This window comes from Rhodothermus profundi, from assembly GCF_900142415.1.
GTDB lineage: Bacteria > Bacteroidota > Rhodothermia > Rhodothermales > Rhodothermaceae > Rhodothermus > Rhodothermus profundi.
The window spans coordinates 419,968-441,564 of the sequence record NZ_FRAU01000001.1; the positions used below are offsets into that span (position 1 = coordinate 419,968).

Sequence of the window (21,597 nt, forward strand, 5' to 3'; positions counted from 1 at the left end):
TTCGTATTTTTAAAAGTGCAGTAACCGTTCCAGAGCCGGCCGCAGGCGCGGCCGGGCCGAAAAGATACGTTCTTCAAGTGGACGGGCGAAAGGTACCGGCAAATCCTCAGCCGCCACCCGCACTGGAGGCGCATCGAGCAGCTTGAACCCCAGCTCGGCAATCTCCGCGGCAATTTCGGCACCGAATCCAGCGGTTCGGGTGGCTTCGTGCAGCACGAGCAGCCGATTGGTTTTCTGCACGGAGGCCAGTACCGTTTCCCGGTCCCACGGAATAAGCGTTCGCAGGTCGATCACTTCCAGCGACACGCCCTGCTCGGCCCACCAGGCTGCCTCTTCCAGAGCCCAGTGCACGCCTACGCCGTAGGTAACGATCGTAGCATCTGTCCCGACCCGCGCAACGCGCGCTTTGCCCAGGGGCACGTGGTAAACGCCCTCCGGTACCGGTCCACGCACCGAACGATAGAGCAGCTTGTGTTCAAAAAACAGGACGGGATTGGGCTCTTCAATGGCCGTCAGCAACAGTCCCTTAGCGTCTTCTGGCGTGGCCGGAACGACTACCTTCAGGCCGGGCACGTGGCAGAACCAGGCCTCTTTGGATTGCGAATGGAACGGTCCGGCTCCCAGTCCCCCGCCAAAGGGGGCCCGGATCGTCACGTTCACCGGCTGCCCCCACCGGTAGTGCGTCGTAGCCAGGTTGTTTACGATCTGGTTAAAGGCGCAGGAGATGAAGTCCGCGTACTGTATTTCTACGACCGGCTTGAAGCCTTCGATCGCCAGTCCCAGTGCTGCGCCGACCGCTCCACTTTCGATGATAGGCGTGTTGCGCACCCGTTCTTTGCCGAAACGCTCCACGAATCCCTGGGTTACCTTGAAGACGCCCCCGTACTCAGCAATGTCCTGGCCCATGAGCAGCACCCGTTCATCCCGTTCCATGGCCAGGCGAAGGGCTTCGGAGATGGCATCCACAAAGCGCAGCTCTCGTTGCGTAGCAGGCACCGGTGCATCAGCAGCCACAAATGCAGGGGCAAACAGGTCGGCCCGTTCTGCTTCCGGCGTGCTTTCAACTTCTGGCTGGGCCAGTGCGTACTCAGTAGCAGCCTGCACTTCGCTTTCCAGCTCAGAGCGAATAGCTGCCCGTTCTGCCTCCGACAGGATACCTTCTCGTTCCAGATACGCTTCGAAGCGGTCGATGGGATCTTTTTTCCGCCAGTGCTCAAACAGCTTCTTCGGTACATACTTTGTCCCGGAGGCCTCCTCGTGGCCCCGCATGCGGAAGGTTTTCATTTCCAGTAGCGTAGGCCCTTCTCCGGCACGAGCCCGCTCGGCGGCCCGACGCACCGCCTCGACTACCGCCAGCACGTCGTTGCCGTCCACCACTTCGCCCGGCATTCCATAGCCGACGGCAGCGTCGGCCACATCCTCTACCGGGATTGCTTCATGGGCAGGCGTTGACAGTCCATAGCCATTGTTTTCTACCACAAAGATGACTGGCAGCTTCCAGACTGCTGCCAGATTCAGCGCCTCATGGAAGTCCCCTTCCCGCGTGCCCCCTTCGCCCGAAAAAGCCAGCACGACGAAATCTTCGCGTTTCAGGCGGGCTGCGAGTCCAAGCCCACAGGCTACGGGCAACATGGCCGCCATATGCGAAATCATACCAATGATGCGGCGCTCCGGCAGTCCGAAGTGGAAGGTGCGGTCCCGGCCTTTCGTAAAGCCGCCAGCGCGCCCCATGAGCTGGCAGAAAAGCGGTCGCAGCGGCACGCCCCGGGTGGTCCACACTCCCAGATTGCGATGCATCGGCAGGATGTAATCCTGCTTTTCCAGCGCCCAGGTACATCCTACGGCAATAGCCTCCTGGCCGTAGCCGCTGAACCACTTGGAAAGACGCCCCTGGCGAATCAGCCGGAGCATGCGTTCTTCAATGACGCGGGGTAGCAAGAGGGCGCGGTAAAGCGCTTTGAGCTCCAGCGCCGTAGTCGTTTCCATCGGTTCCGTTGGTTCTCCTTCCACGCGATAAAGATACAGCGCCGCCCGTGGTTCTGGAAGCGCTTGTATCGGCTTTCACCTGGAGCTCAAAAGATGAGCTTAGAGGAACAGCTCAATGCGGGTCGTGCCTTCGCCATCTTCTTTCTGGCGCCCCATCGTGGCCTGATGAACCGCCCGCTGGCCGGCCGAAACGTAGCGCTGATAGAGTTCTTCCGGGTCAAGAATCTCCGGCGGCGGCTGGTCGGGGTGTTGTTGATAGTGCACGGCTGCTTCCAGAAAATCGGCCAGCTTCTCCAGGGCTTCTTTGACCAGATCAATTTTCTGCCGCAGCACATCTTGAAATTGAATGCGTCCCAGCAGATCGGCCAGCGAGCGGCTCAGCATTTCGTCGTTGAGCTGACTCACCTGGGACACCGTGTCGGAGGTCACTTCTACAATTTGCTCCAGGCATCCATTTAGCGCGGTGTTCAACGACCGCATCTGGCTGAGTTGATCGTGCTCCCGTTGCAGTTGGGCTTCGATCTGTTCGATTTCCTCCTGGATGCGCTCGCTAACCACCTGAATCTGACGCCCCATGCGCTCAGCCAGTGCGGTCGCCTGCGCGGCCAGTTGCCGCACGGCGTCGGCTACGACCGCGAATCCTTTGCCTTCTTCGCCCAGACGGGCAGCTTCAATGGCAGCATTCAGAGCCAGCAGGTTGGTTCGCCGCGCAATATCGGCCATTTCATCGACCAGCGGATCTAACTGCTCCACTTCAGAAGCCATGCTATGAATGCGCTGCAGGCTTTGCTCAATCCGCATCTGGTGCTGATCCACGAAGTCGTTCATCTGCTGGCCAGCCGCCCGGATCGAGTCGGCCTGGTGCGTGTTGTTCTGGACCATGCGCTCCATCGAGTCAGCCAGCTTCTGGACCTGGGCAATCTGGAGCTGCGCCGCCTCATGCAGGCGCTGCAACTCGGAAACGATCTCCAGAGCGGCCTGCTCGGTCTCCTGCTGCACATGGCCCAACTGGTCTTCCAGCAACTGCAAATAGGGCTGCAGACGCTTCCAGCTCTGCATCCAGAATTGCTGAAGTGCCACCTGTGGGTCGTTGTCTGAGGTTCTGGAGGCTTCGCATTGCTCTGGAGCAGCCTCCTCCAGATGTCTGGCAGCAGCTTCCAGCGTCTGGAGGCGTTGCCGAAGCGCTTCCCGCTCCGCGAGCAGCGCTGCCCGTTCTGCTTCCCATTGCTGTTGCCGGGCCTGCCACTGGCTTTTCTGATGCGCGGCCCATGCTCGCAATGCGCGGAGAAGCTGCCATCGAACCAGCAGGCTCCCTACGCTGGCCGCCAGAGCCGCCACCAGGAGATCAGAAAGCACCCCGGCTATGCCGTTAAGCCCCAGGCCAACGGCTGCTCCGATTAATCCCCCGGTTGCGCTGCTGACCAGCAGCGCTCGTCCGTTAGCGCCTGCCAGTTCCTCCATATGAGCTCAGGTGCCCGGTAGCACTTTGCGGATCGTGTTCACCAGATCGACTCCTGAGACCGGCTTGACCAGCCAGCCGGTCGCCCCCAGTCGTCGGGCTTCTTCGCGTTTGGCCTGCTGGCTTTCTGTGGTGAGCACCAGAATGGGCACAAAGCGAAAGCCTGGCAACTTCCGGATTTCCCGGATCAGTGTCAGGCCATCCATTTTGGGCATATGAATATCGGTTAGAATCAGGTCAGGTTTGAGGCCATTTTTGAGTTGTTCCAGGGCCTCAGCCCCGTCTGCGGCCATCTTCACCTGAAACCCCTGCATTTCCAGATTAGCTTTTAGACTGGAGCGCATCACGGCAGAGTCGTCCACCACGAAGATAGTTCGTCCCATGATCCCTCCTCAGATGGTTCACGGAATCCACAGCATGCCCAGCCAGCGCCGCAAGTCCGGGTCTGAGGGCACGGCTCGAACGCGAGGCTGCGCAGCCAGCAACACCTGCAAGCAGGCCGTGTGCAGATGTCGACAGGATTTCAGGTTGACCTGTCCCCGAGGATGCTCCTGGAGCCAGCTTAGCAGCGGCTCGGCCTCCTCTACGGTTACATGGTCACGTAAGACGACGCTTCGCTTCCGGAATTCGACCGGCATGATGCCAACAGCGTTTTGGGGTTTAGAATCATCAGAACGGTTCCATCGCCCAGCAGCGCTGACCCGGCATAGAGGGAAAGACCGGCCAGCACGCCGGGCAGCGGCTTCAGCACCACATCCAGGGTTTCGCGGAAGTCATCCACCAGAAGTCCCACGCGGGTGGTCTCCAACTGCAGGACCACGACAGCTAAGGTATCGGCGGCTTCGACCGAAGGTTTACATCCGTTCAGTCGATATTGCAGAGATTCCACAGGAATTACTTGATTTCGGAGCACCAGGGCCTCCTGATGATGGATGCGCTGAATGGCTTCGGGCGCTACCCGAACCGTCTCCACGACCGCCTCAACGGGTAATCCATAGAGCTGTCCCTGCACTTCCACAATCAGCACCTGCGTGACCATCATGGACAGCGGCAGCGACAGGATGAAGCGCGTTCCCTTTCCGGGCTCACTTTCCAGGCGCACGCTGCCGCCCAGTTGCTCTACGGTGCGCTTGACGACATCCAGTCCTACTCCCCGCCCGGAAATGTCGCTGACGCTGCTGGCCGTCGAAAACCCCGGACGAAACAGGAACTGCAACGCTTCAGCAGCGCTGATGCGCTCCAGGGCTGCTTCGTCGAGCAGGCCTTTTTCGTAAGCTTTTCGTTTGATGACCTCTGGATCGATTCCGCGCCCGTCATCGCTTACCTCAATCCAGATGCGATCGCCTTCCTGGCGCGTGCGGATGCGCAGCAATCCTGTTTCGGGCTTTCCTCTTGCTTTTCGCTCTTCTGGCGGTTCAATTCCGTGATCCAGACTGTTGCGAATCAGGTGAATCAGTGGATCGGCCAGGCTCTCAATAATCCGTTTATCCGCTTCGGTATCTTCTCCTATGATTTCCAGACGCACCTCTTTGCCCAGCCGACGCGCCAGATCGCGCACCAGCCGAGGAAAGCGTTGAAACACGTGTGCAAAGGGGAGCATCCGCACCTGCATGACGGCGTCCTGCAACTCCTCGGCAATGCGATGGATGGCCGCAAAATGCAGTTTGATCTCGCGGCTCAGTTCCGGCAAGTCATAGTCGCGCTGCACGCGGCTGGCCAGATACGCCAGTCCATTTTTGGCCACGACCAGCTCTCCGACCAGACTCATCAGCGCATCAATGCGTTCTTGCGAAACGCGCAGCGTCGAAGCGGTTCGCGGGCGAGCCTCGGCCGGTCGTTCATGAGAGGGAGTAGCAGGCTCCTGGGAAACAGGCGGTGCCGCAGAGCCGGTCTGGCTGGCAGGCGAACCCGCATCCGCTCGGGGAGCAACGCCAAAGACCTGATCGATCCAGCGACGCAGCGGCTCTGGATTCCGTTTCCGACGGGCTTCGTCCAGCGCTGCTTCCAGTGTGCTTTGATCGCTTTCGCGCCCCAGCACCCGCAACAGACCCTCCAGCGCTGCTTTCACGGCCTGCATCCGCCCCTCAAATCCGTCATCAATGGGGCTTTCCAGGACGGCCCGCTGGGCTTCCAGAATCTGACCAATGGCCTCCTCTGAGACGATGGGCGGCTTCGATTCGGTCGGGGCTACGCCCGCATCTGCCGCATCCAACTGCGCTGCTACCGGCTGCAAACGTATCTGGTCGGCCACGTAGCGGAAATGCTCCTCCAGCTCTGAAAGCGGCGCTTCCGATAGCAGCTCAAAGCGAAGCACGCAGCGGTACGGATCCATCTGGTCAAGAGGAGGCCAGGGAGCCCGTGGGACAATGCGCCCCCAGCACACCCCGGGTGTCTGACGCACCAGCAGGAAGGGGTCATCCCCTTTGAAAAAGCAATCCTCTTCCGGCTCGTACACAACCCAGTAGAGCGGTCGGTCTTCCTGAAGCCGTTGCGCGGCGATTTCCTGAGCCTCCGGCGGAAGGCTTTCTATGGAGACAGCAGCCCTGCTGTGATCCGAGGCTGCCCTGAAAGCTTCCGACTCTTCTGCTGTCTTTTCTTTTCCGTCCAGCTTCTGCAGGGCCTGAATATGGCGGGTGGCTTCGTGCTCGTGGGCGGCCTGAATGCTTCCTTCTTGCTCCAGTTCGTCCACCAGAAGGGCTACGAAGTCGAACGCTTCCAACAGGGCATCGGCCAGGTCCCTGGAGAACGTTTGCCGCCCTTCGCGCACAGCACCGATTACGTCTTCCGCCACATGCAACACCCGGGTCATAGCCGGGGCTTCTACCAGCCCGCTATTGCCCTTCAGCGTATGCACGAGCCGGAAAAGCTCATGCATAGCTTCTGCATGGTCTGGCTGGGCTTCCAGCGTCAGAATCTGCTCACTGATGCCCTGCAGCAGTTCGCGGGCCTCGATGACAAATTGTTCTACCAGGTTGCTCATGACGGCTTCTCTCCCAGTAACAGTTGGACGTACTGGCTCAAAACGTCCGGTTTGACCGGTTTGACCAGATAAAGGTTAGCGCCGGCCTGAAAGGCCTGGCGACGGTCGATGTCGGCGGCTTCCGTGGACACCATGATCGCCGGCGTCTGGGGTAGCTCCGGCTGTTGCCGGAGCGCTCGCAGGAATCGATACCCATCCATCTCCGGCATATTGATGTCCACGACGTACAGGTCGTAGGGATGGGTGAGGGCCTTTTCGAGCGCTTCGACGCCGTTGTAGGCCTCATCAACAGTCAGGCCAATGGATTCCAGAATCTCTCGGTGGTACATGCGCACCGTAGGCGCATCATCCACAACCAGCACACGTTTCATAGATCTCCTCTGGTTTCTGGTACACGATGGCCTCTGGGAAACGGCGTACCTGAAACAGGGACGAAATACGGCTCATCGACTCGGAGTGCCCCAGGCACAGGTATCCGCCGGGTTCCAGCGCTTCGTACAGGTGATGCGCCGCCGTTTTGCGAGAGGCCTCATCGAAGTAAATGAGCAGATTACGACAGAAGATTACCGCGAAGTCTCGGTAGGGGCGCATTTCCTGGGCATCGCATAGATTCACGCGCGTAAAGGTCACCACTTCGCGCAGCATTTCACAGATCTGATAGTCGTTGCCTACACGCGTGAAATACTTGCGGCGCAGGTGATGGGGCACGTGCTGCACAGAACGAGCACTGTACCGTCCCTGGCGGGCCCGTTCCAGGGCTCTGGTGTCGATGTCCGAAGCGACCAGTTCGACATCCCAGTGCTCCAGATCGGGCCAGTATTCCAGCAGATAAATGGCAATAGAATAGGGCTCTTCCCCTGTCGAAGCCGGAATGGACCAGATGCGAATAGGCCGCCGGTCAGTGCGCCGACGGGTCAACTCTGGCAGAAGGTGCTGCACCAGGCACCGCAGCTGGTGCTCTTCGCGGAAGAAGTAGGTTTCATTAACGGTCATCAAATTGATCAGGGTCTGGAGCTCCTCTCCTGATGCCTCAAAGCGCAGGCGGGTAAAGTAGGTGCGAAAGTCCGGGGCGCCGGTTGCCTTCATGCGTTCAATCAGACGGCGATCAACGAAGTAGCGTTTTCCTTCGTCAAAGTAGATGCCTGTCTTCCGGTAAAAGAAATCACGGAATCGTAGGAAGTCTTCGTCGCGTATGTGCAACTTTGAAGTTTGCATGGTTCACGCTTCGCCCCCAATACGTCGCAGCGCCTGTTTCACCGCAAACTGCACGTACGGCTCATTGGCAAAGCGGCGTCTGGCTGCTTCCAGCGCCGGCCGAGCTGCTTCGGTACCGACCTCACAGAGCAGATCGATTGCTGCTGCGCAGACATTTACATGCGGGTCGTGCTCCAGCACCTGAATGAGCCAGGTTTCGGTTTGCGGCAGCGCCAGCGTTCCCAGCAGACTCAGCGTCAGGATCCGCACATCTGGATCGGGATCCTGCAGCAGTTGCTCAACCAGCGAAGCGGCTTGATCGGGATGCTGCCGCAGCGCGTCTAAGGTGGCGTTCCGCAGGGTAGCCTGGTCGCTGCGCAATCCCTGGACCAGCGCAGCCCGAGCCTCTGGCGTAGCCGCGCGGACCAGTTCCTGGAGCAGGACCTCCAGTACCGAGACGTCCGTTTCTTTTTCCAGATGGGCCATCAGATAGGAAAGCCCTTCTGGAACATCTGCTAAGCGACGCACGGCCTGGCGTCGGCGGGCAGGGTTGGGGTCCTGCAACGCCTCCTGTAGCGCAATCAGATCGTCCTCAACGGTTTCTGGAGGAAAGGACGACGTCTGGCTGAACTTCTTCAACCCCATGGCGTCCGGCTGGTTGAATCCACCGGATGAGTTGATCGGCAATCTTTTCGGCCGGTAGGATCTTGGTTGCACCTCCGCGCTTGATCACCTCGGCCGGCATGCCAAAAACCACTGCCGACCGTTCGGATTCGGCAATGACCCGCCCGCCCTGCCGGCGAATCTCGGTGAAGGCGTCTGCGCCATCGTAGCCCATACCGGTCAGCATGACGGCAACGATCTGGCGAGGCTCAACGTAGCGCAACGCCGAACGTCCCAGCAGCTCAACCGAGGGATGCCACAGATAATCAGGATGCGCCGGGCGGGCCAGCGCAATCAACTGCGTGCCGCGGCGGCTGATCACCAGATCCGCTTCCCCCTTGCCGATGTAAACGGTTCCGGCTTCCAACGGCATAGGCCGCGCCACTTCTACCACGTGCACCGCGCAAAGCCGATCCAGCCGCTGGGCAAATGGCCCGGTAAAAGCGGCCGGCATATGCTGCGCTACCAGCACCGGCCAGGGAAAATCGGCGGGCAACTTGGGCAGAATCTCCTCCAGTGTTGCCGGACCTCCGGTTGAGACGCCAATGAGGACCACGCCTTGCTCTTTTGCCGGCCGCGTGCGCGTGCGAGCAGGTCGAACCGGAGTGGTAACGGAGGGGCTCGCCTTCTGCACGCCCGTTCCGACCGTAGCTTGAGGCTTTCGCCGGCGCAAACGCGCTGTCGCTGCCGCCCGCACTTTAGCAATCAATTCTTCACGCACGGCCTCCAGCGACAGCGTAATCGTACCGCCTGGTTTGGCTACATAGTCGACGGCCCCCAGGTTCAGCGCCTCGAAGGTAGCCAGAGCCCCCTCCTGGGTCAGCGACGAAAACATGACCACGGGCACGGGCCGCTCCGCCATGATATGCGCCAGGGCGGTCAGCCCGTCCATACGCGGCATATGAATATCAAGCGTAATGACGTCGGGCTCGAAAGACCGATTGAGTTCAATCGCTTCGGTTCCATCACGCGCTGTTCGAATCTCAAATCCGCCGGCTTCTTCGAACAGACGCGTCAACTGCCGCCGCATCAGGGCGGAATCATCAACGATCAACAATCGAATCATACGGCTGTCGCTAATGAGTGAGCAGGGATGCGCACCTGCGCCAGCAGTTGCTCGGGTTGCAGTAGCTGCACAATCTGTCCCCGGTCGGCCAGATGGATCACCTGGTCCCTTAATGGGCTGGCGGCTTCTGCTGGACGAGCGGCTGGTTGCAACGCGCTTTCCGGCACCTCACAGACCTCAATAACTGCATCAACGATGAATCCGGTAGGCTGCTCGTCGGCAAGCAGCACCACAATGCGCTGCTGAGGCGTCCGCTCTGTCACGGGAAAGCCAAGTTGCTGGCGCAAGTCTACCACGGGCAGCACGCCGCCCCGCAGGTTGACCACTCCCACAATCGCTGGAGGTGCCTGGGGAACGACTGTGTATGTCTCGGGAGGCTCCACGATTTCCTGCACATAGTCAATGGAAACGCCAAATACTTCGGTGCCCAGTCGGAAAAAGAGAAAGCTCTGCCCTTCTGTTTCGGCCTCTTCCGGCGAAGCGGCTTTTTCCTCTTCAGAAACGGCATCGTACCCCCAGGCAGCCGCTTCATCCAGCGCAATGCGTCGCAGCAGGCGTCGAAGATCCAGCAGGCTCAGCAGCCGTTCTCCTTCCACCCGACAGACGGCGACAATTTCCTCATAGGTAGACTCCTGCTGCAGCGAGGCGGGTGGCTGCTCCAGCGCGTCAGGCGGCAGGCTCCGCACTTCATGTACCTGGTCAACTCCCAGGCCGAGACGACGTCCACCTGCCTGCAGCACCAGGACACAGGCTGGCTGATCCGCGCACTCCAGTTCAAACAGACGAGCCAGCAACACTACCGGAATCGTCTCGCGTCGCAGCGTCATCAAGCCAGCCAGCCAGGTAGGAGCTTGCGGAATAGGCGTAATGTGCTCTGGCCAGGCGACCACTTCCTGCACCCAGTGCACCGGCAGGGCATACCGCTGGCCTCCAACGACAAACTGCACCACCTGCGGTTCTTCCTCTTCTGCCTGGGCAAGCGCCTCCCCAAAGAGTTCCTTTAACGTGTCCGGACCCATAGGCGGTATCGGTTCAATGGCTTTGAAGTTCGTCGGCCAGCACCGCGATTTCTTCCACTGCCGCAGCCAGCGATTCCATTCCCTGGGCCTGCTCATGGGCTGCACTGGCTGCTTCACTGGTTGCCTGTTCGGCTTCCTGAGCAGCAGCGGCGATCTGATCAACACCTGTGCGCACCTGTGCAATCGCGGTGGCAATGCGCTCGGCTTCGCGCAGGATAGCTTCAGCTCCTGCGTGCACCTGTGCCATTTCCTGATCCAGCCGTTGCAGGCTGCGCGTAACGGCCTGCGCCTTTTCGGCCTCGGCAACCGTTCGCGCCATCAACTCCTCGACATCGCGGGCTACTGTCTGGATATGATCCTGAATGGTGCGCAGGGTGTCTTTGATGCGGTCTGCATTGTCGGCTGAATCGTGCGCCAGGTTGCGAATATCGGCAGCCACGACGGCAAAGCCTTTGCCAAACTCGCCGGCTCGTGCTGCTTCAATCGCACCGCTAACGGCCAGCATGCTGGTCTGAATGGCCACCATCGTAATGGCATCCACGATCTTGTCGATGCGGCGCGAACGCAGCTCTAGCTGTTTGATGCGTTCCAGGCTTTGCTCAACGCGTCCAACCGCCTGCTCAATGCTGGCTATCAGGGCTTCGACGGCCTTACGGTTCTGCGTCAGGCGCCGCTGTTGCGCCTCCAACCGTTCTTGCCCCTCCTGCGCCTGCTGCCGGGCTACCTCCAGGCCCTTTTCGATCTCGGCGATGGCGGCGGCCGACTCTTCGGTAGCGGCCGCCTGCGTCTGCGCTCCCTTGCGAATTTGCTCGATAGCTGCTGAGATCTGGGCAGCCGCCCGGGTCATCTCATCCAGCGCAGCCGACAGTTCCTCGGCCGCCGTCGCCACATCACTCGCACTTTTGCTCAGATCTGTCGAAAGCTTGAGATCCTCGGCCAGTTCGGAGAGGTTTTCGGCCGACTGTTCGCACTCGGCCAGCACCTGCACCTGTTCGCTGACGGTGCGGCTCCACTCTTCAACCGCCGCTGACTGCTCTTCGGCGGCTGCGGCAATCTCGTCAAATCCGCGCAACGCCTCTCGCACAGCCTCTTCGGAACGCGCCGCGCCTTCGGCAACCTCTTGCGCCCCCTGCACAATGCGCAGAAATCCTTCTCCAATTGTCGCCAGTTCTTCTCCGATTTGTTGCCCTTTTTGCGCTTCTTCCTGAATGGCTTCGGCCGCAGCCGTGATGCTTTGCACCACTTGCTGCACGTCGGCCTGAATCTGTGTAATCAGCTCCTGAATCTGACGAGCACTCTTTTCGGACGTCTCGGCCAACGTGCGCACCTCGCCGGCCACTACGGCAAACCCTTTCCCATGCTTGCCGGCCCGCGCGGCCTCAATAGCGGCGTTCAGCGCCAGCAGATTGGTCTGATTCGCAATGCGACTTACGGCCTGGATCACCTCACCAATCTGGGCAGCCTGCTGCTCCAGCTCAGCTACCCGGGCCACCGAACGTTGCTGGCGCTCGGCGGCCATCACCACATTCTGGATCAGATGTTCAACCTGCTCCCGAACCTGCTCAGCCAGTGCCTGCAACGCCTCGCTTTTCTCTTGCGCCTGCTGAGCAGCCATCCGCTGACGTTCCACGGCTTTCCCCACTTCCCGAAACGCCGCCAGCGACTCCTGCGTAGCCCCCGAAGCCTCTGTGGCTCCAGCAGCAATCTGATCGGCCGCACTCTTTAATTCCTGGGCGGCGGAGGCCGCCTCGCTGATACCAGAAGCTAACTGAACTGCTGCCGCGGCAATGCGCTCGGCCAGTTGCTGCCGCCGAGCCATCGTACGCGCCCGGCGACGTTGCTGCGCTGCTTCCCGCGCCGTTGCACGCGGTGCCACCTCGGTGCCATCAGACTCCGAATGCGTCTTGCGTACAAAGGGCATAGGAATCTTCCTGCGGGTTTTTACTTACAGATTTTTCCCGCAGGAAGGAAAAATCCAAAAGCATACCAGCCTGAAGTGTTGAGGCCAGACTCCGCTTTTTCTATACTGTTTGATTGAATGGCCTGGGTATCTGCCCGCGTTGTTGCTTCGATTTTCAGGCAAACTTTTCCTACTGCCCCTTACCGGCCAGCATAGTGTAGATGGTTCGAAAGAGAATTTTCAGATCCATGCGAAGGCTCATATTTTCGATATAGAACAGGTCAAATTTGACTTTCTGCCGCACGTCGTCCAGACTATTATCATACTTCCAGCGGACCTGCGCCCAACCGGTAATGCCTGGCTTTACGCGATGGCGGCGATTGTAAAGGGGAATTTCCTGCGACAGCTTTTCGACAAAGTAGGGACGCTCGGGCCGCGGCCCCACCAGACTCATCTCGCCTTTGAGTACGTTCCAGAACTGAGGCACTTCGTCCAACCGCCAGCGACGCAGCCAGCGTCCAATGGGCGTTACGCGCGGATCATCTTTAGCGGCCCAGACCGGGCCAGTGCGCGCCTCGGCATCCACATACATCGTGCGAAACTTATATAGCGTAAAGATGCGTCCATGCTGCCCTACGCGCTGCTGCCGGTAAATGGCCGGACCAGGTGACGTCAGCCGGATCAGCAAACCGATTACAATCCAGAGCGGGAGTCCCAGTCCCAGCACTGCCAGTGAAACAGTCACATCCATTACCCGCTTCATGCTCTGCTCCCAGGCCGGCATGGGCTCAGGAAGCACCTCAATAAGCGGCAGACCGTACATGTGCTCGGTGCGGGCCATGCCGCCAATGAGGGTATAGAAGTCGGGTACCAGCTTGAGTTTGACCGGCTTGCCATCACACAGCCGAAGCACTTCGAGCAGCGCGTCATGGTCTCGCCCGTCCAGAGCAATCAGCACGTCCTGCACGCCGAGCTCGTCGATCAGCCGCGGTAATGCCTCGATGGTGCACGCTGACGTGCCGACCTGGACGGCCGCAACCGCTGCTCCATCGCCCGTGGTCTCCTGGCTTTCGGCCGGTTCTCCCGGCCGCGCCAGCCGAATCGCTCCTACAATTTTCAAACCGGCTTCGGGATAGCGCCTGACCTCCTCATAAAGCTGCGCTACCTTGTCGCTCCAGCCTACCACCAGCGCCTTATGCACGCCGTAGCCGCGCAGCAACAGGGCTTTCTGCACGGTGCGCACGCCCAGACGCCCTGCCGACACCAGTCCATAGACCGAGGCCCAGTAGAAGAAGATGGCTTCTCGGCTCGTGCTGGGCTCCAGGGTATCGATAAAGATGGCAAAAACCAGGATTAAAACACCTACCGTGACCACCTTGAACAGCGAAACCAGCTCGTCAAAACGACTCGCTGCGTACCGCTCCCGATACATACCTGAAAAAGCAAACAGCAGCACCCAGTAGGCGGTCATCAGCAGCATCGGCAGCCAGAATACCATCGGATACAGCTTGGGCTGCCCAAACCACTGCCACTTGAACCGGGCCAGATACAGCAGGGCATACGCCAGGCTAAACATCAAGGCATCAATCACCAGTAAGGCGATCAGCTCCACGCGGCGCGACACGGGAACGCTCTGAAGTTTTAGCTATTGGATTGTATTATCGAAGGATGCGGTAACAAACAACGCGCCGTCGATAGGCTCCCGTCTGGTTGCGGTGTTGACTCGTTCCCGGATGCAATATACGAAAAACGGCCAGCAAAAACCCAGCGACATGCCGCGTCCCTGGCCTGCCTACCGGTCTCTAAGCCGCGCTGAATGGCAGCGCCGCGTCGAACAGGCACGAGCAATGTTGGCCGACTGCCGGGCCTGCCCTCGCGACTGTGGCGTCAACCGGCTGGAAGACCGGTACGCGGCCTGTAAAACGGGTCGCTATGCGCTTGTGAGCAGCTACTTCCCGCATTTCGGGGAAGAAGACTGCCTGCGTGGCTGGAACGGCTCGGGCACCATCTTTTTCGCCCATTGCAACCTGCGCTGCCAGTTCTGCCAGAACTACGACATCAGCCAGGCCATCAAACCGCACAAGGCGCCTCCGGGACATCCGCCCGAAGCCATCGCCGCCATGATGCTGGAGCTGCAGGAGTTGGGTTGTCACAACATCAACCTCGTAACGCCCGAGCACGTCGTTCCGCAGATCATTGAAGCCCTGGCCATTGCCGTCGAACACGGCCTGCGTCTCCCCATCGTTTACAACACCAGCGCCTACGACAGTCTCGAAAGCCTGCGCCTGCTCGACGGCATTGTGGACATTTACATGCCGGACTTCAAATTCTGGAGCACTGAACGCAGCCGGCGCTACATGAAGGCTGCCGACTATCCCGAACACGCGCGAGCAGCCATCAAGGAAATGCACCGGCAGGTAGGAGACCTGGAGCTGGACGACGAAGGACTGGCCCGACGCGGTCTGCTGATTCGCCATCTGGTCATGCCTGGCTGTCTGGACGAAACGCGGGCTATTCTGGAATGGATTGCGCGCGAACTGGGCCCTCACACGTACGTCAACCTCATGGATCAGTACTATCCAGCCGGCCGTGTTAACGAGACTACCTTTCCAGAACTGAACCGACGCCTAAGCGCCGAAGAATTTGCCGAAGCGCTGCAAATCGCCGCTGAACTGGGCCTGCACCGGCTGGATCGCCGCCGCCCCCATCCCCGCCTGCTGATGAAGGGTCCCTGGTTTTATTGAAAAACGGAAAAGGCCGGCCCCGGGAAAAGGCCGGCCTCTCTGCCAGCACGCAGGGAGCGGCTCAGCCGATTCCGTACTGCTCCCGCACAAAGGGAAGCAATCCGGCGGCCTCTAGCTTCGACAGGGGCGCCAGGAACGTTACCTGGATCACCCCGGGATGCCGTCCAATCTCAATAGCCCCGGTAATGGTCGCGCGATTGCGCACTTCGGCCACGCTCATGTCCAGCAAGCGCGCCGCTCGCTGCAACCCGACTTCAGTGGCCGTGTTCAGATCCGGACCGGTACCGATTACCGAAATGGGCGCGCTCTCTTCCAGGTCCGACAGTCCCCACCGGCGCGCCAGTGCACGCGCGCGCGCTTTCTCCTCCTCGGTGAGCGGCCGCGCCAGCGGTGGCAGGTCCTCTGGCAGCGGGAAGAGCACCGGACCTTCTAGCGTGCGGCCTTTCAGCACCTCAACCTGCAACGTGACCGTACCTGACACGTCCATGGTATGCCCCGCAATCTCTCCATCTCCCTGCAACGCGTGCATATCGCCCAGATAAACGCCCGCTCCCGGCACCTTGACCGGCGCCAGCAGAATGGCTCCGGCGCGCACGGCGTCGATGTCCATGTGCCCGTCGGTCCGCTTTTCCAGCTCCTCAGCCGTCAGGGCATACTCATGGGGAGCGCCGATCAGAGCGGCCCCGAAATCTCCCGCGTTATGCGAGTCGGGCATGCGTACGGCCGGCGTGGTACCTAACTGCCCCAGGAAAGGCCGCAGGCGCACAGCCACGCCCACCAGATCATGGGGGGCGTACAGCACGATGGGATGCTGCACCGACCGATCCGGCAACGCCATGACCTGCGCAGCCTGCCGGGCCAATTGCTCGGCTGTTTCCTGCGCAACGGTTACCCCCACCTGACGCGTCTCATCAAACACCACGGTATAGCCGTGCACGAACTGAAACGGTGTAACCGGTGTGCCGCAGCGAGCACACCGCACCGCCTCGGGCCCAATCCCCTCGACGACCGTTTCCGGATACAGCTCTCCGCACTGCGGGCACCGCGCCGCCACATAGGGATCCCCCAGGTAGTGCCCTTCTACCCATCGATCATGCCCGGAGGCAGTGGCCATAGAGGTAACCGTAATGTCCCGAATGCGAATGACCAGCGCATCGCCCGGCTCCGCACCCTCGACGTAAACCGGACGCGTTACCTCGTGGGCCCCCCGCAGGCGTGGCGTGATCATAGGGCCCCAGCAGCCCGGCGCTGTGTTGGCGATAATAGTCCCCCCGTTGACGACCGGCCCCAGCATCGGGGCTTCCGGATCCAGGATCCCGTCGGTAAACTCGTTGACAACCACCGTGCGGCGCGCTTCCGTAACTGCCGCTTTTGGCGTTTCTGTAACCTGCATGGCCCCCTCCTACCGTTTTGGTGAACAAGGATCAACCACCGGCCTGCGGCGGCAACAAAGCTACCGACCGCCCGACCGGAACCGCTTCCGAACTATCCAGGATGCGCCCTTCGGCGACGACCAGCACATGCTCCATCCAGGACTGCAACCGGGGATACTGCTCAGCTACCAACCGCCGCAACTGCGCCACCGTAACGGTTTGCTCTGGAAGGGCTACAACAATAAACGGCTGCCCCACCTGCTCGGCCAGCAGCCGCCCCAGACGAATAGACAGGCCCGATGCAGCCCCCATCGCCATCGCCTCCGTCCTTTTTCTGCAAGATAGGACGTTCTCCTCAAGAGGACAAGCTGCTTTGGGCCGGTCGTTTCAGAAATGTTAAACCGCTGAATTTGCACGCGTTATCTCCCTGCTTGCAGCGGCGACATCCACCGGTGACATGCTATTCCAGGCGAAACCGGAAGGTAATCACGCCGGTCTGATTTTCCGGAGGCACGCCTGGCGGCAGAGGATTGAAGCGCCAGCGACGCAGCGCTTCCAGCACGGCCCGCTCCAGCGCCGGATTGCCTTTGAGCAACGGAATAGCCTGCACCACCCGCCCCTGGGGATCGACCACAATGCGCACGCGAATAATGGCATTGACCTTTTCGGCATAGACCGGCAGTGGCGCCTGCACGAGCGTGCGGTCAAGCCCTTCGATCAGATAGGGCGCACTACGCTGATCCTCCTGGCCTTCGCCTTCCCTGCCGGTGGCCGCTCCCGCCGAACCGTCAGCCTGGCCTCCGTCCCGGGGCTGGACCGGCTGCGCCGCTTCGTCGGGCTCCGGCTTTTCAACCTCAGCCGGATTGTTCTGTGGGGTCGGCGCAATGCGTGTTTCTTCCGGTTCGTCGATCTGCTGCTCGTCTTCGACGGGCTGCGCAGGCTCGGGCAGCGCTACCGGACGCGTCTTTTCGGGAAGCGCGGCAGCTTCTTCCGGAGGCGTCTCAGGCGGCGACTCCGGCGCCGCTTCGTTGGGCCGGGGTTGCTCGGATTGCTGGACGGGCCGCCCCTCGGCCCAGGGTCCCAGCTCCACTTCAATGAAGCCCAGAGGTGGTGCCTGGGTCAGTTCCACCTGCGTAAAGGCTAGCAGAAGCAGCACCAGCGCGTGCACGGCCAGGCTGGTCAGCAGCCCGATCCAGTCGTCCCGTTTCATAGTGGGTCAGGTTGTGCTCGGCGTGGAAATTTCCGCCTCTAACTGCGCGCGCAATGCAGCCAGCGCTTCGGGATACGGCGGCCGCAGAATCCCTCGATCCGTGATAATCGCCGTGATCAACGCGGCCGGCGTCACGTCGAAAGCCGGGTTATAGACCCGGATGCCGTCGGGGGCCGTCTGCCGGCCGAAACCATGCGTGATTTCGCGCGGATCTCGTTCTTCAATAACAATCGCCTGCCCAGACGGCGTTTCAAAGTCGATGGTAGAAACCGGCGCCGACACATAAAACGGGATGTTGTGCGCCCGGGCCAGCACGGCCAGGCCATACGTGCCAATCTTGTTGGCCACGTCACCGTTGGCCGCGATGCGGTCGGCACCAACGATCACGGCATCGACCCATCCCTGTTGCATCACATGCGCGGCCATAGAATCAGTGATCAACGTGGCCGGTACCCCTGCTTTCAGCAACTCCCAGGCAGTGATGCGACTGCCCTGCAAAAGCGGTCGCGTCTCGTCCACCCAGGCTTCGAGCCGCACGCCTCGCTCTTTGCCCAGAATAAACGGGGCCAGGGCCGTTCCGTAGCCCGACGTGGCAACGCCGCCCGTGTGGCAGTGCGTGAGCACGCGCATGCCGTCCTTGAGCAGTTCCAGTCCATAGGCCCCCAGCCGACGTCCGGCTTCCCGATCCTCCGCTTCGATGGCCCGGGCTTCGGCCAGGAGCTGTGCTTTGAGCGTCTCCCGATCTGCCTGCCAGTAGGCCTTCAGCACCGCTTCCATGCGCTGAAGTGCGCCGAACAGGTTCACGGCCGTGGGACGCGTCTGCCGGAGTTGTTCAAGGGCCTGCTGCACCGCGTCGGGACCTGCTCCGGGATCGCGCAGCGCGAGCACCACCCCGTAGGCTGCCGCAATACCAATGGCAGGCGCTCCGCGCACGCGAAGCTTTCGGATGGCCTCGGCCATTTGCTCGGGCGTTTCGATCGGAATCCAGCGCTCTTCTACAGGCAGCCGCGTCTGATCCAGCAGGTCCACGCGAAATGCTTCGTCATTCCACTGCAGCGGCGGAATCATGATGGGTCGTAGCTCTCCGTTTTGTTCGTTACCGTTCTGCTAAACATCCGGGCGGTGCCAGCGTTCGCGAGCCAGCACAAAGCGGACGGCCAGCCGATGCGCAAAGCCCAGTTCGGAAGCCAGTCCGGCAAAGTCGCCAAAGCTGTAGTCAATGGTCAGGTGCCGGAGTCGCACGCCAGCGCCTACGGTGGGCGTCAGTTCCAGTCCAAAGCGTTCGGAGTACGCCAGGCGGTTGATGCCTGCCCGCAACGCCACGACGTCCCGGTACCAGAACTCGGCGCCCAGCCGGGGATGCAGCGACACGTCGCCCACATTCACGGCATAGGCTCGTTGCCCGTCGAACGCCACGTCCACATCGGCGGCCACCACCAGCCGGTGCAGCCCCAGTGGCTGCTCGTAAGCCGTGCCCAGTCGGAGCACAGGCAGCACCAGATAGGTGCCCCCTTTCGGCAGCTCCTGCCCGAAAGCTTCCTCAAACGTATAGGGCTGGCCTGTCTCCGGATTGATCGTCTCCAGCGCAAACGCTTCGGGATTGATGCTCCAGCTCTGCAGCATCGTCGAGAGGTCCTGCACCGTCACGCCCAGCCAGAAGCGGCCCAGCCGATAGCGCGCGCCCGCGTCCACGCTGTAGCCCCAGGCTTCGGCAAAGTCGCCGATCGTCCGGCGCACCACTTTGGCCGACACGCCCAGCGCCAGATCTTCGCCCAGCAGCCGGGCATAGCTGAAGTAAAAGGCATAGTCGGCTGCCGAGAACGTTTCGATGAACGACTCGGCCTGCGGCCTGGGCCGGTTGCGCACCGGGTCCCAGGCGTTCAGCGTGTTTTTGATGTCATTGACGCCGCTGCGGAAAACGGCCATGCCCAGCGTCGATGTGGCGCTGAGGGGCCAGGCCAGGGCTGCGTAATCGAACGACACGATCCCGGCAAAGCGCTCGGCATGCATGTAGGCCACTTCGGGATAGGCTAACGCGCTCAGCCCGGCCGGATTCCAGTAGGTGGCGTCCACATCGGTGGCCAGCGCAACATAGGCCCCCCCCATCCCGAGTGCCCGCCCCCCTACCCCGCCGGCCAGAAAGTCGGCGCCGTACTTGGCCACCCGCTGCCCCGTTGCCGGCAGTCCCAGCCCGCACCATCCCATCAGCAGCCAGAGAGCCGCCTGTCTTCTGAGATTGAACATGCGCTGCAGCTTCGCGTTGATGTTGGCTCGCAGTAGCAAAGGATCGCGGCGCCGGACGGTCCGGTGTACCCGGGACGAGACTCCAACCGGCAGGCGCCCGCCCCGTTCCCTGATCCATCCGGTAGATCCCATGCGCGCCCGCGTTGTACTCAAACCCGGCAAAGATAAGCTGCTGCGCCGCGGCTATCCGTGGGTGTTTGCCAACCAGCTTCACCGCATCGAGGGGGAGCCTCGCAGCGGCGACGTGGTCGAGATCACGGCAGCCGATGGCACGACGTACGGCCTGGGCTTCTATCATGAACACTCGCAGATCGCCGTGCGCTTTCTGACGCCGGACCCCAACGCGCAGATCGACGCCGGTTTCTTTCGGCGGCGGCTGGAGCGGGCCCTTGCGCTGCGGCAGGCGGCCTTTGGCGACAGCACACACTACCGGCTCGTCTTCAGCGAAAGTGACGGCCTGCCCGGTACCATCATCGACCGCTACGGGGACGTGCTCACCTGGACCTGCCTCTGCTACGGCATGGAGCAACGCCGGGAGTTGTTGCTTGACCTGCTGGAGGAACTGCTGCGTCCGCGGGCGATCATTGAACGCAACGACCATGCGCTGCGCGAAAAAGATGGCCTGCCGCAGCGGCGCGGCGTGCTGCGCGGTCAGTATGGGGGTCCCGTGGAAATTGTCGAAGAGGGCGTGCGCTTTCGGGTGGATGTGCTGGAAGGCCTGAAGACGGGCTTTTTTCTGGACCAGCGGCTGCATCGCCCGGTAGTAGCCCGACTGGCCCGAGGACGCCGCGTGCTGGATGTGTTTTCGGCCGACGGCGGATTCGGGCTGATGGCTGCAGCGCACGGGGCAGCGCATGTGCACCTGCTCGACATTTCCGAAACGGCCATGGAGCGGGCCCGCACCAATGCCCGCCTGAACGGTCTCGACACGAACCGTCTGACCTTTGATGTGGCCAATGCCCTGGACCGGCTGGGCGAGCTGGTCGCCCAAGGCGCTACCTATGAGCTGATCGTGCTCGATCCTCCCGCCTTTGCCCGAAGCAAACGCCATCTGGACGACGCCCGTCGGGCCTACCAACGCATCAACATCAGCGCCCTACGCCTGCTTCCGCCTGGTGGCCTCCTGGCCACGGCCTCCTGCTCGCAGGCCGTCGACGAAGCCACTTTTCTGAAAATCATCCACTACAGCGCCCGACGCGCCGGTTGCGCGCTGCGGCTGCTCTACCGCGGAACCCAGCCCCCCGACCATCCCGTGCTTGAAGCCATGCCGGAAACGGCCTACCTCAAGTTCTTTCTCTTTCAGAAACTCACCGACGAAACCCCGCCGGTGCGGCAGTAACGCAGTCCTGCAGCGTCTTTCCGGACGGCAACCTGCCCCCCCTCTTGCTTCCCCTCCCTGACCACACAGTTCGCCGAAGTACTAATTGCCGCATATAGGCGAAACCATCGAAATATGAACTTTTCTAAAAGATGTTATCCACGCTCCCTGACGGCATCAGAAAAAAAAGAAGCTTCTCAACCGTAAAACCTTTTCCTGTGTCAGGGCTTATGAAGTGCTTTCAAACTGCTCGCATCACCCGGTGGCTCAAAACAGGTCTCTTGCTGGGTCTCTGCCTCAAGCTGGCAGAAAACACGTCAGCACAGTCACTGACCTGGTTGGGCAAATTACAGGGCGCTGCTGGTCCTTTTTGTCTTCCAGCTCCATCTGATTCAGCCGACGGCAGCGCTCCTTTCCGGACCCCCTGGGAGCCTGAGGCTC

Annotated in this window: 19 protein-coding genes; 2 read left to right on the plus strand and 17 right to left on the minus strand. The window is 61.0% G+C overall.

Annotation, left to right across the window (positions count from 1 at the left end):
• Nucleotides 1–9: 9 nt before the first annotated feature.
• From BUA15_RS01855 to BUA15_RS01910, 12 genes are all read right to left on the minus strand, one after another.
• Nucleotides 10–1,986 carry an alpha-ketoacid dehydrogenase subunit alpha/beta gene (locus tag BUA15_RS01855; RefSeq protein ID WP_072714252.1) on the minus strand — a complete coding sequence of 659 codons (1,977 nt, stop codon included), beginning with the start codon at nt 1,984–1,986 and terminating at the stop codon, nt 10–12.
• 99 nt (nt 1,987–2,085) lie between these two features.
• Nucleotides 2,086–3,447 (minus strand): methyl-accepting chemotaxis protein, encoded by a 1,362-nt coding sequence (locus BUA15_RS01860; RefSeq protein WP_072714253.1) that lies wholly within the window; start codon nt 3,445–3,447, stop codon nt 2,086–2,088.
• A 6-nt stretch (nt 3,448–3,453) separates the two neighbouring features.
• A complete protein-coding gene (locus BUA15_RS01865) occupies nt 3,454–3,828 on the minus strand; it encodes a response regulator (protein ID WP_072714254.1) in 375 nt (124 codons plus the stop codon).
• 18 nt (nt 3,829–3,846) lie between these two features.
• Nucleotides 3,847–4,083: a hypothetical protein gene (locus tag BUA15_RS01870; RefSeq protein ID WP_072714255.1), complete on the minus strand. Its 237-nt coding sequence runs from the start codon at nt 4,081–4,083 to the stop codon at nt 3,847–3,849.
• Nucleotides 4,035–6,425 (minus strand): chemotaxis protein CheA, encoded by a 2,391-nt coding sequence (locus BUA15_RS01875; protein ID WP_072714256.1) that lies wholly within the window; start codon nt 6,423–6,425, stop codon nt 4,035–4,037. Before BUA15_RS01875 ends, BUA15_RS01870 begins: the two co-directional genes overlap by 49 nt.
• On the minus strand, nt 6,422–6,796 hold the full coding sequence (locus BUA15_RS01880) for a response regulator (protein ID WP_072714257.1): 375 nt from the start codon (nt 6,794–6,796) through the stop codon (nt 6,422–6,424). Before BUA15_RS01880 ends, BUA15_RS01875 begins: the two co-directional genes overlap by 4 nt.
• Nucleotides 6,771–7,640 carry a CheR family methyltransferase gene (locus BUA15_RS01885; protein ID WP_072714258.1) on the minus strand — a complete coding sequence of 290 codons (870 nt, stop codon included), beginning with the start codon at nt 7,638–7,640 and terminating at the stop codon, nt 6,771–6,773. Before BUA15_RS01885 ends, BUA15_RS01880 begins: the two co-directional genes overlap by 26 nt.
• Before the next feature lie 3 nt (nt 7,641–7,643).
• Entirely contained in the window at nt 7,644–8,264 is a 621-nt protein-coding gene (locus BUA15_RS01890; RefSeq protein WP_072714259.1) for a HEAT repeat domain-containing protein, read from the minus strand.
• The gene (cheB, locus tag BUA15_RS01895; RefSeq protein ID WP_072714260.1) at nt 8,212–9,348 is read right to left on the minus strand and encodes a chemotaxis-specific protein-glutamate methyltransferase CheB; all 1,137 of its coding nucleotides are present in this window, start codon (nt 9,346–9,348) and stop codon (nt 8,212–8,214) included. Before cheB ends, BUA15_RS01890 begins: the two co-directional genes overlap by 53 nt.
• On the minus strand, nt 9,345–10,463 hold the full coding sequence (locus BUA15_RS01900; protein WP_084660493.1) for a chemotaxis protein CheW: 1,119 nt from the start codon (nt 10,461–10,463) through the stop codon (nt 9,345–9,347). The genes cheB and BUA15_RS01900 overlap by 4 nt, the downstream gene beginning before the upstream one ends.
• On the minus strand, nt 10,381–12,288 hold the full coding sequence (locus BUA15_RS01905; protein ID WP_072714262.1) for a methyl-accepting chemotaxis protein: 1,908 nt from the start codon (nt 12,286–12,288) through the stop codon (nt 10,381–10,383). Before BUA15_RS01905 ends, BUA15_RS01900 begins: the two co-directional genes overlap by 83 nt.
• A gap of 169 nt (nt 12,289–12,457) precedes the next feature.
• Nucleotides 12,458–13,891, minus strand: coding sequence for a sugar transferase (locus BUA15_RS01910; protein WP_072714263.1), 1,434 nt, complete (start codon nt 13,889–13,891; stop codon nt 12,458–12,460).
• A 148-nt stretch (nt 13,892–14,039) separates the two neighbouring features.
• Here BUA15_RS01910 and BUA15_RS01915 point away from each other — a divergent pair, with 148 nt between their 5' ends.
• Nucleotides 14,040–15,011 carry a radical SAM protein gene (locus tag BUA15_RS01915; protein ID WP_072714264.1) on the plus strand — a complete coding sequence of 324 codons (972 nt, stop codon included), beginning with the start codon at nt 14,040–14,042 and terminating at the stop codon, nt 15,009–15,011.
• Nucleotides 15,012–15,072: 61 nt separating this feature from the next.
• Here the strand turns inward: BUA15_RS01915 and BUA15_RS01920 are convergent, their stop codons facing one another.
• From BUA15_RS01920 to BUA15_RS01940, 5 genes are all read right to left on the minus strand, one after another.
• Nucleotides 15,073–16,404, minus strand: a complete 1,332-nt coding sequence (locus tag BUA15_RS01920; protein ID WP_072714265.1) for an acetamidase/formamidase family protein — start codon at nt 16,402–16,404, stop codon at nt 15,073–15,075.
• A gap of 31 nt (nt 16,405–16,435) precedes the next feature.
• Nucleotides 16,436–16,702, minus strand: a complete 267-nt coding sequence (locus tag BUA15_RS01925; RefSeq protein ID WP_072714266.1) for a MoaD/ThiS family protein — start codon at nt 16,700–16,702, stop codon at nt 16,436–16,438.
• A 142-nt stretch (nt 16,703–16,844) separates the two neighbouring features.
• Entirely contained in the window at nt 16,845–17,594 is a 750-nt protein-coding gene (locus BUA15_RS01930) for a TonB family protein (RefSeq protein WP_072714267.1), read from the minus strand.
• A 6-nt stretch (nt 17,595–17,600) separates the two neighbouring features.
• Entirely contained in the window at nt 17,601–18,662 is a 1,062-nt protein-coding gene (gene mtnA / locus BUA15_RS01935) for an S-methyl-5-thioribose-1-phosphate isomerase (protein ID WP_072714268.1), read from the minus strand.
• Nucleotides 18,663–18,701: 39 nt separating this feature from the next.
• Nucleotides 18,702–19,991, minus strand: coding sequence for a PorV/PorQ family protein (locus tag BUA15_RS01940; RefSeq protein WP_245771882.1), 1,290 nt, complete (start codon nt 19,989–19,991; stop codon nt 18,702–18,704).
• Between BUA15_RS01940 and BUA15_RS01945 the strand changes: the two genes are divergently transcribed.
• Complete coding sequence (locus BUA15_RS01945) at nt 19,969–21,177, plus strand: class I SAM-dependent rRNA methyltransferase (RefSeq protein ID WP_072714269.1); 1,209 nt, start codon at nt 19,969–19,971, stop codon at nt 21,175–21,177. The genes BUA15_RS01940 and BUA15_RS01945 overlap by 23 nt on opposite strands.
• Nucleotides 21,178–21,597 lie beyond the last annotated feature (420 nt).

Coding starts and splice junctions, on each gene's coding strand:
- BUA15_RS01855 (WP_072714252.1), bottom strand. CDS start 1,986: ATGGAAACGACTACGGCGCTGGAGCTCAAAGCGCTTTACCGCGCCCTC.
- BUA15_RS01860 (WP_072714253.1), bottom strand. CDS start 3,447: ATGGAGGAACTGGCAGGCGCTAACGGACGAGCGCTGCTGGTCAGCAGC.
- BUA15_RS01865 (WP_072714254.1), bottom strand. CDS start 3,828: ATGGGACGAACTATCTTCGTGGTGGACGACTCTGCCGTGATGCGCTCC.
- BUA15_RS01870 (WP_072714255.1), bottom strand. CDS start 4,083: ATGCCGGTCGAATTCCGGAAGCGAAGCGTCGTCTTACGTGACCATGTA.
- BUA15_RS01875 (WP_072714256.1), bottom strand. CDS start 6,425: ATGAGCAACCTGGTAGAACAATTTGTCATCGAGGCCCGCGAACTGCTG.
- BUA15_RS01880 (WP_072714257.1), bottom strand. CDS start 6,796: ATGAAACGTGTGCTGGTTGTGGATGATGCGCCTACGGTGCGCATGTAC.
- BUA15_RS01885 (WP_072714258.1), bottom strand. CDS start 7,640: ATGCAAACTTCAAAGTTGCACATACGCGACGAAGACTTCCTACGATTC.
- BUA15_RS01890 (WP_072714259.1), bottom strand. CDS start 8,264: ATGGGGTTGAAGAAGTTCAGCCAGACGTCGTCCTTTCCTCCAGAAACC.
- cheB (WP_072714260.1), bottom strand. CDS start 9,348: ATGATTCGATTGTTGATCGTTGATGATTCCGCCCTGATGCGGCGGCAG.
- BUA15_RS01900 (WP_084660493.1), bottom strand. CDS start 10,463: ATGAGCAGGCCCAGGGAATGGAATCGCTGGCTGCGGCAGTGGAAGAAA.
- BUA15_RS01905 (WP_072714262.1), bottom strand. CDS start 12,288: ATGCCCTTTGTACGCAAGACGCATTCGGAGTCTGATGGCACCGAGGTG.
- BUA15_RS01915 (WP_072714264.1), top strand. CDS start 14,040: ATGCCGCGTCCCTGGCCTGCCTACCGGTCTCTAAGCCGCGCTGAATGG.
- BUA15_RS01920 (WP_072714265.1), bottom strand. CDS start 16,404: ATGCAGGTTACAGAAACGCCAAAAGCGGCAGTTACGGAAGCGCGCCGC.
- BUA15_RS01925 (WP_072714266.1), bottom strand. CDS start 16,702: ATGGCGATGGGGGCTGCATCGGGCCTGTCTATTCGTCTGGGGCGGCTG.
- BUA15_RS01930 (WP_072714267.1), bottom strand. CDS start 17,594: ATGAAACGGGACGACTGGATCGGGCTGCTGACCAGCCTGGCCGTGCAC.
- mtnA (WP_072714268.1), bottom strand. CDS start 18,662: ATGATTCCGCCGCTGCAGTGGAATGACGAAGCATTTCGCGTGGACCTG.
- BUA15_RS01945 (WP_072714269.1), top strand. CDS start 19,969: ATGCGCGCCCGCGTTGTACTCAAACCCGGCAAAGATAAGCTGCTGCGC.